This window comes from Allolucifera butyrica, assembly GCF_900476375.1.
Lineage (GTDB): Bacteria > Bacillota > Negativicutes > Sporomusales > UPPP01 > Lucifera > Lucifera butyrica.
Map to the genome: position 1 here is coordinate 53,328 of NZ_UPPP01000060.1, position 15,293 is coordinate 68,620.

The following is a 15,293-nucleotide window of genomic DNA, read 5'->3' on the forward strand; positions in this document are numbered from 1 at the left end:
AAATTTCTTGTCTTCTGGCAATCCAGCGTAGTTAACAATTGAAAAATTATTGATTATCCGCCATTTTTATCCGGAACCCACTTTTTCAAATCCGTAATAAATGCCGTAACCGCACTCTCCGGAGTAGCCCAGGAAGTGACAAGACGGACCGCTGAGCTGTCGTCATCAACTTTCTCCCACACATAAAAGGAATAGTTCTCCTGCAGCTTGGCAATCAGTTCATTGGGCAGGATCGGAAAGATTTGATTGGAAGGAGACCTTGTCAGGAAAGAATAGCCGGCAAGGCTGATTGCCTGCCGCAGCCTGCCTGCCATTCCGTTGGCGTGCTTTGCCAGCTCGAAGTACAGATTGTCCCGGAAAAGTTCCAGAAACTGCAGCCCCAAAAGCTTGCCCTTGGCCAACAGCGCCCCCTTTTGCTTCATATGGAAGCGAAAATCCGCTTGCAGCGAATCCCGGCAGATAACAAGCGCTTCGCCCAAAAGAGCGCCGTTTTTGGTCCCGCCGATATAAAAGGCATCAACGCATGCCGCCAGCTCTGAAAGTTCCATATCATTCTCTTCCGAGCACAAAGCGGAACCTAACCGTGCTCCGTCAACATACAAAAAGAGATTATTTTCCCGGCAAAACCGGCTGATCTCTTCCAGTTCGCTCTTCTTATAAATCGAGCCGATTTCCGTGGGATTCGAAATATAAATTAGTCTGGGTTTTACCATATGTTCGTCAGTATGACTATCAACAACCGTCTTAATCTGTCCGGCAGTCAATTTCCCATCACTGACCGCCACGGAAATAATTTTATGCCCCGTAGCCTCAATCGCTCCGGTCTCGTGCACCAGAATATGACCGGTATTGGCGGCAATAATGGCCTCGTGCGGCCGTAAAAATGCTGAAATCGCGGTGAGATTCGTTTGCGTACCGCCGGCAAAGAGATGAATTTCAATATCCGTGCGGCCGATCCTTTGCTTTAGCAATTCCACTGCTCTTGCCGTATAGGAATCCTCGCCATAGCCTTCCGTCTGCTCCAGGTTGGTGTCCAGCAAAGCCCTTACTATTCTAGGATGGGCTCCTTCACTGTAGTCGTTTTTAAAACTATACATTTTGTACATAAACCCCTTTAGTCTGATCCAAATATCAGATTTATCGTATGCTGCTTTTATTATAACATTTTCCAGCCCTAACAGGACCGCCAAAAAGGGCCGTTTTTTCCCCATTGCTTGCCGGCCTTATTTTGCATCCGGTACCTGAGACGTTGGCACCTTGTCCATATATCCGTCCCCGGTATTTTTTACGATATATGATTCGGGATGCTTAAGCCATTGGCCTACCAATACGCAAACAATAACTACACCAAATAAAATACCTGCCGTAACCTGAAATCCGGAATGCCAGTCCGTTTCCACCCGGGACCAGGATATGGCGGCTGCCAGCCCATACCATACCCAGCTGAACCGCGGAAAAAACAAGGTTAACAGAAAAGCCATCCCGAAGGCATGCGTGGCATGTCCGCTGGGAAACCCGCCGGCTCCGCCGTTAGGCCTTCGTGTCCAGGGACCAAAATGGATCAGCTTCGTTCCCTGAACCACGACCCATACAAAAAAATCCAATTTCAGCGTCAAGCTTATAATGCTGCGAAGGCGTTTGCGCCAGGCCCAACCAATAATTAAAAAATTCGTCAATATCAGAAACAGGTTGTTGCCCGGACCGCCAAGGAAATCCGCGATACGGAACACTGTCAGGTTGTCTGATTTCGGCATCCCATTTACGATGCCGGCAGTGATTGAACCAACAAGCAGCGCCATCGCCATTGCCTTTGACCAGCTGCTCTTATCTCTCATCCATTCCCAAATCGGCATCAAACCATCGCTCCCTTACTGTCCGTATGGAAGTGGAAAATCAGCCCGGAAATTTTGCGCCTGATATAAAACCAGTTCAATTTCCGGTCTTCCGCCCCGCAGAATCTTTACTGTTCCCAACGGCTGAATATGTTGAAAATAGGGGCGGTACCCGGTCACTATCTTCTCCGCCGCTTGTTTACGGCCTATAATCAAGGCCCTTTTTCCCTTAAAATCAGCCTGAGCATGGAGAAACGCAAAATGATGCGGCTCACGGCTAAGACATAATACCGGCAGTTTACCGCCAAGAATATAGTCAATTTTCCCGGCATCAATCCAGTTTCCGGCAACAACAAATGTATTTTCAGCGGTAAGCAGCCCTGTCCGGGCCAGATAGTCCGGCAGTTGCTTCCAATCCAGCGCCTCCACCGTCGGGTCACCGGACCTAAACCAATCCGGTTCCAGGTCGCGCATCCAGCCGGTAGCAGTATGACTGCCTAACAGCAGGATAATAACTAAAAAGATGGCAACCGAACCTTGTAACCACCATCTTACCGCCCGGTAATGTATCCTTTCCGTTACCGCCCTTCCCAGCAAAGGCACGGCGAAAAGATAGCCGGGAGCCTGCCAGTGAAACAAGCCCTGTGCTCCCCACATTGTGGCAATGGTAAAAATCGCAACCGGCCCGACAGCCAGACAACAAAGAAACCAGCAACGGGATTGCAGAAGATTTTCTGACGCCCGGCCGGGACCGGCCAATATATTTTTACCCAAAACCCACACCAAAGGCCCCCATATCCAGGGAAGCAGCCATACTGCCTGTCCGGCCACATTAATAAGCATTTTCTCCGGCTGAAAACCGGTTGCCGCCGCCCGGCCACCCTGGAAGAAAAATGAAATCCAGTGATGTTGCTGATTCCATACAATAACGGGTGAGAAAATCAGCAACGCCGTCAAAAGAGCAAGGTATGGGTCCGGTCGCCTTAACCAGAAACGGTGGCGGCTACTGGTCATCAGAAATAAGAAGGTGCCTAATACCAGGAATACTCCATGGTACTTGCTCAACAGGCTGAAGCCAAGAAAGATACCACTTAGGATCCACCGGCGGGTCTGGCCGGCGGTAGAGAAGAAAAACAGGTCCGTCATTGTCAAAGCTGTCGCCAGCAGGAAAAACAGCAGGGGACCATCCGGCAGAATCCAACTGCCTGTACTTAACCCAAATACGGCTGAAACATTCAGGATCAAAGCTGCATAAACGCCAGTCCATTGTCCGAACAGCTTTGCTCCAAGACGGTACATCAGCCAGGTCGTCCCGGCAAACAGCAGCACAAAGGGCAACCGCAGGATCAATGCGCTTTCACTCTTGGCCAGGTGGCTGGTCAGCCACACAATCCAAAGGTGAAGCGGCGGATGGTCGAAATAACTTAAACTGAAAACACGGGCCACGGCTGCGACATACGATTCATCCACGCCCAACCCTATCGATCCGGCAAGAACCAGCCGGATTGCCGCGCTAATCCCGATTATGAACGCCACACTCTGTTGAGGAGAAATACGTTTCATACTCAGCTCCTTCTATTGGCCTGGATTAAGGCAGCGGGGGAGCCGCTTGTGCTGTATCCGTTCCAGCCTTTAGCCTTTTTCTGTCCAGCCGCAATTTCCAAACCATAACAATTGCTTCGGCAAAAATGCGGTAAGACATCTTGGAATGTCCTGTCAATCGTTCCTCAAAAACAATGGGCACTTCCTTAATACGAAACCCTTTGAGGAAAGCGCGGTACGTCATTTCAATCTGAAAGGAATAGCCATTCGACTTTATTTCGGCCAAATTGATTTGTTCCAGAACTTCCCGCCGGAAACACTTGAAGCCGCCTGTTAAATCCTGAAAAGGCAGTCCAAGGATAAACCGCGAATACAGACTGCCGCCACGGCTGATAAGGCGTCTAAGCAGTGACCAGTTTCTTACTCCGCCGCCGCTCACATACCGGCTGCCAAGTACCAGGTCGCATTCTTTCACGGCCTGCAAAAAAGACGGTAAATGGCGGGGATTGTGGGAGAGATCTCCATCCATTTCAAAGATATATTGATACTTCCGTTCCAAGGCCCATTTAAAACCCGCCAAATAAGCCGTCCCCAGTCCTAGTTTCCCGGTCCTTTCTATAAGAAACAGCGAGCCTTTATAGCGGGTATTCATTAGATAGCTCGCCAATTTGCCGGTACCGTCGGGAGAATTGTCGTCAACGACCAGCACATGCATATCTGCCACGGCCTTATATATACCCTCCAGAAGTTCTCCCAGATTATCCCGTTCGTTATAAGTTGGAACGATAACGAGCTGCATCATAAATTTCCTTTCCGGCCTTTTCCCGAAATGTAATCAGGTAATTCAGCGCAAAGTTACATACGCTGACAGTCCCGATTGCAGAAAGCTGGGCCAATATTTTGTTAAAATTCCCATATCCGACCAGTAAATAAAGAACTATGAGATTAACCCCAAGATTAGCCAGACTTATCGTGAGAAAAGTAATATATTTCCGGCATATACCAATATCCACGGCCCGTCCTTTGAAGGTCCATAGCAGATTCCAGATGAAATTGTTGGTTACTGCCGCCAGAAAGGCGCATACGGCAGCGAAAAGGTAATTGCCGGTCCAGTTTATAATCGGTACATAGAACGCCATATTAACGCCAACACCGGTTAATCCCACCAGCATAAACTTAATTAACATCTTGAACAATTGTTTATCTCCATCAATTCAAACTCATCCTCTGGATTCTCGCCATGGCTTTACTTTAGTTTCATTGTATAAATCCGGTTAATTGGCAACAAGGCAGTTTGTGTTAATTTTTTCTTAATCTTTAGGCAAATAAGCAGAATAAAAAAACGCCATTTGTTAACAACAAATGACGTTTTTCTTATTCACAGCCTCGTTATAACTTGGAATTCCTATCAATTTAAAATTTCGTTACAAAACCCAATGAAACGCCCCGGGCGTTATAGCCAGGATTATGCGATCTAAAACCGTTAGAAACATGCATGAACAGATAGCCGATATTTACGGAAGAGTCTTCGCTAATTTTATAAATTAAGCGAGGCCCGAACCGCCACATAAAATTATAACATCTTCCGCCGGCCGGAAATGCTTTGTCATATACAATAAATCCACCGCTCATATCAAATGCTCCATATAGTTTTCCGGAAAATTGTTTTTCATTGCGAATCATGTAAACAGGTCCGACACCGACAGCGGAACTGTCTTGCGTCTGATGATTATCATCTATTATGTGCCCATGCGGCCGGGTGATTGTAATGCCTCTATATACAGATCTATTATTTTTTTCCGAAATCTTCTCAAGTATATGTAGTGACCCCGTATCAATATAGCGGTCGTTGAAATGAACGTGGGTCAAGTAGTCCCAATCCAGTTCAACAGGATTATCCTGTCCAGTCTTGGAGTCGGCCGCATAACAATAGGACGTTTCCGGCATCCACATCAGTAAGAAACTAATAACAATTCCTATATAAATTAATCTACGCACCATACAATACTCCTCGAATTATTTTTCTATAGTGTTAGCCATATGGCTGGTTATTATGAAAAAATAACCATGGTTTTCTTTTCAAACATGCTTTATATTCTATATAATTGATTATTTTCCCTGCTAAATTATCAGGCATCGAAAAGATTTTGTTACTTTTATGGACATGTGCCGTCACTGACATGTCCTATGGCATGCCGATATCATTCATTTATGACAAATGAGTTATGTTAAGAGAACCAGTCCTCGCCTTAGGAGGGATCTGACTGCCGCCAAGACCGCCTTTTTATTAAGATTAAGTCCGTCGGAAAGTACAAAAAGCTCCGGCAATGACAGCGGTTTCTCTATTAGCGTAAGGACATCCCGCTCAACAGGTTCAAGCAATTGCGAAATAGAAAGAGCTTTCCCCAACAATTTAGCCTGAGTATTTGCGTATAATGGATTGCCTAGCACTCTCGCCTCCATGAGCCCTATTGGTCCTGTTCGGCGCACCTTACTATACTCAAGGATTTCATATAAATCAGGTTTACAAGCCATGCGTTCTGCGAGAAAAGTTGTCTCTACTTCGGCACCGCAGTCGGTATTAGGTGGTTGAGCTTCCTCGCTTCGGGTCCAGGGCAGACCCAGTTTCGGATCGCTCCATTGGAAAGCAAGAAGAACGGAGACGACACGAGAATAACCCTGGGTCCTAAGATTATTTGCCCAAGCGTGTACCGAGCTAAAAAAGGCATCGTAAGTATCATCACCATTAGCATGTCCAATGGCATAACTTGCAGCAGAGTGCTCACGCAGACGCAGAATGTGGATATCCATCGGGGCACCTCCGAGCCATTCACGCAGTCGGTCTGAAAGCGGTTCATCTTCCCGCTCGCCTAACTCGGTAACAATTTGTGCGATCCCTCCCGGCGCTAGATGATTTGGTAACCCAGCAATAATCCGACGTTGAACCTCTTCACCCGAGCACCCGCCATCGCGAAACTGCAGGGCATCAACAGGTGATGGTACAAACGGGGGGTTTGCCGTTATAAGGTCAAAGCGCTCTTGGCCAACTGGTTCATAAAGATCTCCCACAAGAACTCTAACATTTGTTACACCTGAGGCATGGGCATTGAATCGGGTACATCTCGCAGCACGAGGGTTAATGTCAACGGCAAGCACTCGCTGGGAGTGGGTAGCCGCGAGAAGGGCCTGGACACCCGAGCCTGTGCAGAGATCAAGGGTAGAACCGACAGACCTGCGTACTGTAGCACGTGCAAGCCAGCGGCTATCGGTACCAATGAACATCACTTGGTCATACGGAACATCGCTGTATCCCGGATGGGAAAGTTTAGGCCAAGCATGGTCCGAAAAGATCAAGCGATTCCCAATGGGAAAGAGCGAAGCACGTGCCTGCGCGAGGCCCTTCTCGTCAATTGAAAGGATTCCCGTCCGGATTAGGACTTCCTGGTCGTCCTTACCGCATAATCGATTGAGTTCATCCATCGGAATCATGCCTTGCAAAAGAAAAAGATCAATAGCCGAAGCCACTGTGTCACGGACCGCGAGCCGTTCTTCACGGTAAATAGGCAGGGCACGCCACTGGAGATCGGTAATATCTGAAACCCCTAGGCGTTCACAAACCTTTGCTTCGCAGTAGCCAACGCGGGCAATATGTGATACAGCATTGTGGAGGGCTGGGGCATCCGTATCATCTACCAGAAAAGTTGCAGACTCGTTCATCGTTCAAGGTATTCCTCCTTCTACAGAATGGATTTCGGGCTTCTCGGTATTCTTATATCCAAAGCAACAATATAAACGTTTCTTCAACCACCTGATCATCTGTCCCGCTTACCTCCTACACCTTGAATAAAAATTATTTTTGCACCGTTACCAGTGATACGGTTCACCCCGGCTGATTTTAAATGATCGGTAGATTTGTTCCACCAGCAAGAGACGGATCATCTGATGGGTGAAAGTCAGGCGGGAAAAGGACAGCCGCTCGCTGGCGGCTGTCCTTATGTTAGATGCCAAACCGAAGGCGCCGCCGATAACAAAGGTAACGTCGCTTTGTCCGGCAAGTGCCAGAGCATCAAATTTAGCCGATAATTCTTCGGAAGAAACGGGTTTGCCGGCTACATCCAGGACAATGAGATAGCTGTTCTCCCGGATGCTTTTCAGCAGCCGTTCCCCTTCCCGGGTCAATATTTTGTCCTTTTCCGCCGCCGAAGGACGGTCCGGCATTTTTTCCTCGTCCAGTTCGGTGATGTCCAAACGGCAATACGGCCCCAGACGTTTGACGAATTCACCGATCCCGGCACTTAAATATTTTTCTTTAATCTTGCCGACGGCTATGATAGAAATCCGCATAAGCTACTGGGCCGGCATTTCTTCGAGCGTGACACTAACCGTTGTAGTCTGTCCGTTGCGAGAAAAGACTACATTCACGGTACTGCCTACCTGCTGGGCATCAAGTATGGCGCGAAGATCCGGCACACTGTTTGTTTCCGTACCGGCAACATTCAGGATAATATCCCCCTGCCGGATTCCGGCTTTATAAGCCGGTCCGTTTTTTACCACCTTTGCCACATATACGCCCTTGTCAATAGTAAGTTCGTACCCATAGCGAGCGGCGGAATTCTTATCAAGCAGTCCAACGCCGAGATAGGACCGGACAACCTTGCCTTTTTCGATAAGGGACTGTAATATGGGACGGGCACTGTTGATCGGAATGGCAAAGCCGATCCCCTCCACGCCGGAGACGGACACTTTGGCACTGTTAATGCCGACAACCAGACCATCCGCATTAACCAGAGCGCCGCCCGAATTACCGGGATTAATCGCCGCATCGGTTTGTATCAGTTTGAAACGGCGGTCGCCGATTTCAATCGACCGGTTCAAAGCGCTGATCACGCCGGCCGTTACACTGCCCTGAAACTCAAGACCCAGCGGATTCCCGATAGCAATGGCCGGTTCCCCCACCATCAGAGAATCGGAATCGCCAAATTTAGCTACCGGCAAGCCCGTTAGATCCACCTTTACGACGGCCAGGTCAGTGGCCGGATCGGTACCCACTACTTTACCTTTCACCGTGCGTCCGTCCGATAAGGAAACAACCAGTTCCTGGGCGTTTTCCACTACATGGTTGTTGGTGGCTATGTAGCCGTTAGAATCAAAAATCACACCCGAACCGGTGCCTTGTTCCACCAGCACCTTGCGGTTGAAATAGTCCTGGGCATAGGCCTTATTGGTAATGCCTACCACCGCCGGACCGACCATTTGAGCCGCACGGACAATCGGCGTATTGCGGGCTTCGGATAATGGCGCGTTAACAGGCGGTTTTAGCGCTCCTGACCGGGGTGCATCGCCCTTGGGGTCCGGTTTGCCCAAAGCACAGCCGGTCACCAAGCCTCCACCAATCAAAGCGCCGAGAATTGCCACTACGATATAGGGAGCAAAGCGCTTAAAAAAGGCCATTTTCTTTTTTCCTCCTGTCACGGTGAGTATAACTAGCTGTACGGTCTGGATACGTGAGGTAGAGGGAAAAGTCTTTTTCCTCTTCGAGACCTTGTTCCTGCAAAATTGTTTTCACTGTAGACGCCGCCAGTTCAGGACGGTTATTTTCCCGGCTAAGATGGGCCAGCAAAACGTCCGTATGCTGTTTCCGGTCCAGGCGGGCCAATAACCAGCCGGCATCCACATTGGAAAGATGCCCCCGGTTGCTCATGATGCGTTGTTTGAGAAACCAGGGATAGGAGCCGGTTTTTAACATATCAAGGTCGTGGTTGGACTCCAGCACCATCGCATCCGAACAGGACAACGCTTTTTTTACGGTGCCGGTTGCAAACCCCAGGTCGGTAGCCACACTGCATTTGTAGTGACGGTGAAAGAAATTAAATCCTACGGGGTCGGCGGCATCATGCGAAATATTAAAAGCCTCCACCTTTACATCCCCGATATCCAAACCGCAATCCAATGTGCAGCAGCATTCTTCCACTACTTCCACCGGCATTGCCTCCCAGGCAGCCGCCCGGGCGTAAACGGGAAGATGGTACTTCCTGGTGAGAGTCGTTAAGCCGGCCACATGGTCACGATGCTCATGGGTTAAAAGAATACCGTCCAAATCTTCTACCGCCGTACCGATTGCAGACAGGCCTTGCTTAATTCGTCTGGCGCTAATCCCGGCATCTACCAATAGTTTTGTATTTTCAAATTGTAAAAAAATAGCGTTTCCCGTGCTGCCGCTGGCCAGGACATGGATTTCCATAGTACTGCATTTCTCCTCTTTTATCATTGCGGCATGGCTTTCCGTACCGCGCTTTGTATGACTGCCGGCAGCGCATCAAGCAGAATGCCGGCGATTTCCCTTAGCCGTTTCTCCTCTTTGGCTTCAAACCGCAGGGTAAACAGCGGTTCGGTAACTGAAGAACGGATCATACCCCAGCCGTCCGGAAATTCAATGCGAACGCCGTCAATCCGGTTCGGCTGATAAACAGCCAGCGCCCGGGCTGCCGCATCCAGAATTTCGGCCTTGTCACTGCCGTGATACGGCACTCTGATATCCGGTGTCAATATGTACTTAGGTATGGAGTTTACAAGCTCCGCCAGCGAACCGTGAGCTGTAACATATTCACAGACTTTCAGGGCGGCAAACATTCCATCGTCGTTGCCCAGTTCCTGAAAGAAAAAGTGACCGCTGACTTCACCGGCGAATAAAGCTTTTTCCCGCAAAAAAGCCGCCCGGATGAACGTATGCCCGGCCCGGGCCATGACCGGCCGGCCACCGGCCTTTTTGATTTCTTCCGGCACAACCATGGAACATTTGGAATCATAAATAATGGTTCCCGGACCCTGGGCCAAATAATGGCGGGCCAACAAAATGATAATATAATCATTATCGACAGGCCGTCCGAGTTCATCTACAAAAGCCACCCGGTCGCCGTCCCCGTCGAAAGCGATGCCGATGGTCGCCTGCTCCTCCTTCACCGTTTCGCAAAGAGCCGTAAGATTTTCCGCCAGGGAGGGATTGGGCGGACGATTGGGAAAACTGCCGTCGGGTTCACAAAAGAGTTCGATGGTCCGGTACCCCAAGGCGGAAAACAAGCGGAGTACAATGGATGACGTGGCGCCGTTGCCGGCATCCAGCACAGCTTTAAAGTAAAAACTGCCCCGCTGGGACCGGTTGACAACGGAAGAAATATAACGAACAATCATGGGGGCTCTTTCCACCGAACCCGTACCAAATACCCGGGCGTTTTCCGCCACCAGACAGCCGATCTCCGCTACCTCCGCCTCGGTGACCGGCTTGTCCCCCAGAACAAATTTAAAACCATTATACGGGGCGGGATTATGGGACGCCGTCACCATAACGCCGCCTGCAGCTCCTGCAGCTTTCAGGGCGAAATAAAAAACCGGCGTAGGAACGGTCCCAATGTCGACAACCTGGCAACCTGATTCAACCAGGCCGTTTATCATAATCTTTTGCAACGCCGGCGTCGAATGCCTCACATCTCCGCCGACAACTACCTTTTGTCCTGCGAGTTTTGTTCCGACCGCCAAGGCTATTTTTCGGGCCATGACGTCCGAAAGTTCCCTGCCGGCAATACCACGAATATCACATGCCTGGAAAATATTCATAAGCTACTCCTTTGCCTCTTATCAAGCCTATTTTAGCATGATGCAGGCGAATCACACAAGAACCTCCCAGCAGAACAAAAAGTTGTTGCGGTTAAACAGAACGGCTTTCCGGGAAAGCGGCCCTGCCGTTACCGGCGCCCGGCAAAGTCAGGGCATGGACAGCGCAGGAAAAACAAGGATCAAAAGACCGGACTACCCGCCCCACTTCAATCAGGCTGTCGGCATCCGCTACCGGTGTTCCCAGTAAGGCTTCTTCCACCGGTCCGCGTTTCCCTCCGCCATCGCGGGGAGAAAAATTCCAGGTTGAGGGCGGCACAATCTGATAATGTACCACTTTCCCCTCCCGCACACTCAGCCAATGGCCAAGAGCGCCCCGCATGGCGTCCGTCAGGCCCACTCCCTCTCCCTGGGTCTTTGGTGTATAAGGAGTAAACGTAGGTGCGCCGGGAAGCAATTGTTCCAGCCATTCTGCCGCTAGCCGGCATAATTTAGCCGTTTCCCGGGTTCTGGCTACAATACGGTCCATAACCGATATACCACGGCGATAGTCTCCGTTTATCCAGCCCCGTGCCAAAGGTCCGCCCTCAACTGCCTGTCCATGGTAGCGCGGCGCTTTAACCCAGGAATAGGCGCCTTCCTTCTCCCGGTCAGGTACGGTTGTCCCCTGAACCGGAGGGCGGCTGTCCCCATTTTGCCGGTACCAGCTGAACCGGATATCCTCCGCAATCTGAGCAACATCCAGTGCTTCCACCGCACCCCGGTTAATAATCAGCCCCGGAGCAAAATCCCGTACCCCTGTTACCGGCGCGGGAAAAATCCCGTAAGACATCAAATTGCCGTATCCGCTGCCGATGTCGTAATAATCCCGGTAATGATCGGCAATCGTCATGGTATCTTCAAGCATCGTTTGCTCAACCCAGGCCGTGATTTCTTTTAAAATGCCGCTATAAGCCATGATCCGGTCGGTCGATGCCATTTCCGTTACTCCCGTGGGCAGAATCGTCTGCTGATGGGGTGCTTTGGCGCCAAATACAGCCATCATTTCATGAGCCCGCATTGCCATATCGATACCGGTATCGCCATGCGCCAGTAAAGTATCATTTACTTTTTTGGGCAGCCGGTAATCCCCTTTCTGCCGAGGTACAAAAGGCGGCCTATCCGGTCCCATAACATAATCATAAAATGCTAAAAGATAAAAATGCCGCAGGTGATTCTGAATCATATCCGCTGCAAAAATCAGGTTGGTCAGAAGTTGTCCGTTTGAGGGCGCCGCCACACCGAATGCCTCCTGTTGCGCTAAAGTACCGGCAATGGCATGCGCCGAAGAACAGATACCGCAGATGCGCTGGGTAAATAAAGCGGCATCCCGCGGATCCCGCCCATACATCATCGCCTCAAATCCCCGGAACAGAGTAGAACTAACCCAGGCATCGACAACCTTTCCCCCCTGAACGTCAACATCCACCCGAAGCGGCTCGTGCACACGGGTCACGGGAAAAATCGTCTTAACCGTCATACTGTCATTCCTTTCCCTTCTTATCCTCAGTGCGCCAAAAATCACGTATCCGGCGCAGCCAGGATTTGCGGCGCCGGTGGGTATGAGCCTGTTCCAGCTTTTTGTTTTCGGCTAGAAGCGCATTCTGCCGGCGAATCAAATCATCCAGTTCTTGTTTCAGTTGCTCTAAATTTTCCGGGGGTGCCGGACTCGCAGGCTTAACTCCGTCTAAAAAGTGTTTGTGAATGCGCCGGGCGTAAACACTGGCAGCCCAGTGCGTCCCCACGGCCCCTACCGATAATGCTGCCAGCAAGGTTCCCACTTTTTGGATGTTGAACGTTACCCGCCGGGTAGAATAATCGGGTAAATGGTTGAAAAAGGGCATGCTGGCGTCAGGAAAGCGGGGATTGGCGCAGCCGATACAAGGAATGCCCGCTTTTACCGGCCAATTGACACCATGATTCCACTGGCGGGTAGGGCAGTCGGCGTGAGTAACCGGTCCCTTGCAGCCAACTTTATAAAAGCAGCCGTTATCACCGGGAAATGCGGCAAAAATACCGTCCTCAAATTGCTGCCGGCGGGAACAAAGTTCATGAATCGTTTTACCGAAAAACAATTTAGGCCGGTTGTAGGCGTCAAGCTCCGGCAACCCGTAAAACAGAAGATGGGTGAAAGTACCTATCATCCAGTCCGGATGGGACGGACAACCGGGTATATTTATCACTTTCCGGCTTACTGCATCCCACACTCCCTTCGCGCCGCCAGGATTGGGATGGGCCGCCGCCGGTCCGCCGAAACAGGCGCAATCTCCTACGGCAATAATATATTTTGCTTTCGGCGCAAACTCCTGCAAAGCCGCCAGTCCCGTAACCGCCCGTCCATTCCGCAGAAAGATTTCGTTATAGCGTCCGTTATCCGCCGTCATGACCGCCCCTTCTACAATCAACCAGAACCGGCCTGTTTCCTGTTCAACGGTTTCCGACAGGGTCTTGACCGCCAGATCGCCCTGACAGCTATTCATAAGCCAGTTATATCTAAAGTCCAGCATATCGTCCAATACCTGCGTAAAAGTGGGGTTTACCGCGTTACGGAGCGAAATGGACTCCCCGGTGCAGGAACCCAGTTCCAGTGTGATAACCGGCGGCTTGACCAGCTTTTCTTCCGCTAAAGCCTGCCGGATAAAAGGGACCAGTATATCGGTAAGGCTGACCGTCAGGGCCGACGACATGCATAGCTCGATAAACTTCCGTCTTGTCAGCATACAAGTTACCCTCGCTTTTTATCCTCTTGGTTCAGCCAGCCAAATAGTAAAGCATAGGAAAAAAAGCCGAACAAAGCAAATGCCATCCAGGCATATCCGGCCAGTATCACATAATAGCCGGCGGATCGTGGCGACGTTAAGGAAAAATAATCACCCACGGCCAGCAGGCCGCCGCCGGTTACAAGCAAAAGAGCCAGCAACCGTTTTATGCGTTCACTCATGTCCAGTCGCGTTATCAGCCATAAAGGCAGCATCGTGGCGGCACCTGCCATAACCAGATGATAGGAAATCCGGGCCTGAAATATCTGCGTCCGGTCCGCGCTGCCAAAATCCCGGACAAAGGCACTGGCCGTAGTAATATCTCCTTTTGCGGCCATATTAACGGCCATATCGATGTTATACAGCATCGTATTGTAGCGTTCTCCTGCCGCGATTCCGTCATAATATAAACCATAGACCAAACCGGCAAGAAACAGCAGCAGTCCGCCCAGCACCAGTATGCGCTGACTGTTCACGGATACCCCCCCTCAGGCCTCATACTAGCATTACGATACCCAATTTAACCCGATCTATGCAAGAAGAAAAGAGCAGACTCTCGCCGAGTCTGCTCTCAAATCGAACCGAAATCCTTCATATTTATTCTGGCCCAATCTTGCCAGGCTTTGGCATACGCAGAATAATCCATACCCAGCGCCTGGGCGATTGCCGTCTGCATACTCTTGCCGGCAGCCAAATTGTGAATCACGGCCTGCAGCTTTTCTTCACCGTATACATCGGCAATATAACGCACCGCCGCCAGTGACTCCCGGTATGCCAGAGATTGATTGCCCAAATTGTCAAAATCGCTGTCCAGCTCGTTCATAGTATATAAATTACCTTTGAGGCTGTTCTTAGATGTCAGCCATTCATAGCCATTTACCCGGTATTCAACATATTGCGCCAGGCCTTCCGTAAACCAGCGCGGATAATTGCCGTTCGTAATATGGTCGAACACCAGATGGGTAAATTCATGCACCATCGGTCCTGTCCGGATAAATTCACTGATCGAATGGGGATTTCTCAACCAGACTTTAGGCGAAAGAATCTGAATAACACCGCCCCAGTATACCCCCATGGCATTCTCATCACCGGACCAGCCAAACGCTTTCCGGAGTTCGGCTTTATTATTGTACATGACAATAAGCGTCTTCTCTTTCAAAGGATAGTTAAATTCCTTGGTTACCGGTGTATACGCGGCTTCTGCGGCCTCCGCCACCATGGCTACCATGTTGGTTTCCGCCGGTTCAAATTTAATAATAAAATGCGCCGTTTCATAAGACGCCATATTGCGGGTTTCATACTTTATTTTAGCCTGCGCCGCTTCACGGGCCAGCGGATACAGCCACATCTGCGGGTGCACAGGAAACTGCAGCACCAGGATGACAGCCAAAACCAAAGCAAGTAAGCCTGCGACAGCGGCCAGTTCATTAGTTGTCATAATATTACGCATGAGAACCCCTCCTTTCCCAGGCAAATATTATAACACAGCCATCATTATGCATCTACAAGCATT

15 protein-coding genes are annotated in these 15,293 nt (G+C 50.1%); all 15 read right to left on the reverse strand.

From position 1 onward, the window contains the following. Positions 1-53 precede the first annotated feature (53 nt). Positions 54-1,097, reverse strand: coding sequence for a threonine aldolase family protein (locus LUCIF_RS05605; protein ID WP_122626935.1), 1,044 nt, complete (start codon positions 1,095-1,097; stop codon positions 54-56). Positions 1,098-1,223: 126 nt separating this feature from the next. Then, positions 1,224-1,853, reverse strand: coding sequence for a phosphatase PAP2 family protein (locus LUCIF_RS05610; protein ID WP_122626895.1), 630 nt, complete (start codon positions 1,851-1,853; stop codon positions 1,224-1,226). A 15-nt stretch (positions 1,854-1,868) separates the two neighbouring features. Continuing rightward, on the reverse strand, positions 1,869-3,395 hold the full coding sequence (locus tag LUCIF_RS05615; protein ID WP_122626896.1) for an ArnT family glycosyltransferase: 1,527 nt from the start codon (positions 3,393-3,395) through the stop codon (positions 1,869-1,871). A 25-nt stretch (positions 3,396-3,420) separates the two neighbouring features. Continuing rightward, positions 3,421-4,176 carry a polyprenol monophosphomannose synthase gene (locus LUCIF_RS05620; RefSeq protein ID WP_122626897.1) on the reverse strand — a complete coding sequence of 252 codons (756 nt, stop codon included), beginning with the start codon at positions 4,174-4,176 and terminating at the stop codon, positions 3,421-3,423. Beyond that, positions 4,145-4,561, reverse strand: a complete 417-nt coding sequence (locus LUCIF_RS05625; RefSeq protein WP_122626936.1) for a GtrA family protein — start codon at positions 4,559-4,561, stop codon at positions 4,145-4,147. Before LUCIF_RS05625 ends, LUCIF_RS05620 begins: the two co-directional genes overlap by 32 nt. A gap of 226 nt (positions 4,562-4,787) precedes the next feature. Further along, complete coding sequence (locus tag LUCIF_RS05630) at positions 4,788-5,375, reverse strand: acyloxyacyl hydrolase (RefSeq protein ID WP_207857061.1); 588 nt, start codon at positions 5,373-5,375, stop codon at positions 4,788-4,790. 222 nt (positions 5,376-5,597) lie between these two features. Then, on the reverse strand, positions 5,598-7,091 hold the full coding sequence (locus LUCIF_RS05635) for a methyltransferase (RefSeq protein WP_122626898.1): 1,494 nt from the start codon (positions 7,089-7,091) through the stop codon (positions 5,598-5,600). A gap of 147 nt (positions 7,092-7,238) precedes the next feature. Continuing rightward, positions 7,239-7,718, reverse strand: a complete 480-nt coding sequence (gene rlmH / locus LUCIF_RS05640; RefSeq protein ID WP_122626899.1) for a 23S rRNA (pseudouridine(1915)-N(3))-methyltransferase RlmH — start codon at positions 7,716-7,718, stop codon at positions 7,239-7,241. A 3-nt stretch (positions 7,719-7,721) separates the two neighbouring features. Continuing rightward, on the reverse strand, positions 7,722-8,825 hold the full coding sequence (locus tag LUCIF_RS05645) for a S1C family serine protease (protein ID WP_122626900.1): 1,104 nt from the start codon (positions 8,823-8,825) through the stop codon (positions 7,722-7,724). Continuing rightward, on the reverse strand, positions 8,812-9,615 hold the full coding sequence (locus tag LUCIF_RS05650; protein ID WP_122626901.1) for an MBL fold metallo-hydrolase: 804 nt from the start codon (positions 9,613-9,615) through the stop codon (positions 8,812-8,814). Before LUCIF_RS05650 ends, LUCIF_RS05645 begins: the two co-directional genes overlap by 14 nt. A 23-nt stretch (positions 9,616-9,638) precedes the next feature. Beyond that, positions 9,639-10,985 (reverse strand): phosphomannomutase/phosphoglucomutase, encoded by a 1,347-nt coding sequence (locus LUCIF_RS05655; RefSeq protein WP_122626902.1) that lies wholly within the window; start codon positions 10,983-10,985, stop codon positions 9,639-9,641. A gap of 91 nt (positions 10,986-11,076) precedes the next feature. Then, entirely contained in the window at positions 11,077-12,501 is a 1,425-nt protein-coding gene (locus LUCIF_RS05660; protein ID WP_122626903.1) for a nickel-dependent hydrogenase large subunit, read from the reverse strand. A 4-nt stretch (positions 12,502-12,505) separates the two neighbouring features. After that, the gene (locus LUCIF_RS05665; RefSeq protein ID WP_122626904.1) at positions 12,506-13,741 is read right to left on the reverse strand and encodes a hydrogenase small subunit; all 1,236 of its coding nucleotides are present in this window, start codon (positions 13,739-13,741) and stop codon (positions 12,506-12,508) included. 5 nt (positions 13,742-13,746) lie between these two features. After that, positions 13,747-14,256 carry a hypothetical protein gene (locus LUCIF_RS05670; protein WP_122626905.1) on the reverse strand — a complete coding sequence of 170 codons (510 nt, stop codon included), beginning with the start codon at positions 14,254-14,256 and terminating at the stop codon, positions 13,747-13,749. Between the two features lie 95 nt (positions 14,257-14,351). Further along, positions 14,352-15,230, reverse strand: a complete 879-nt coding sequence (locus tag LUCIF_RS05675; RefSeq protein ID WP_122626906.1) for a peptidase MA family metallohydrolase — start codon at positions 15,228-15,230, stop codon at positions 14,352-14,354. Positions 15,231-15,293 lie beyond the last annotated feature (63 nt).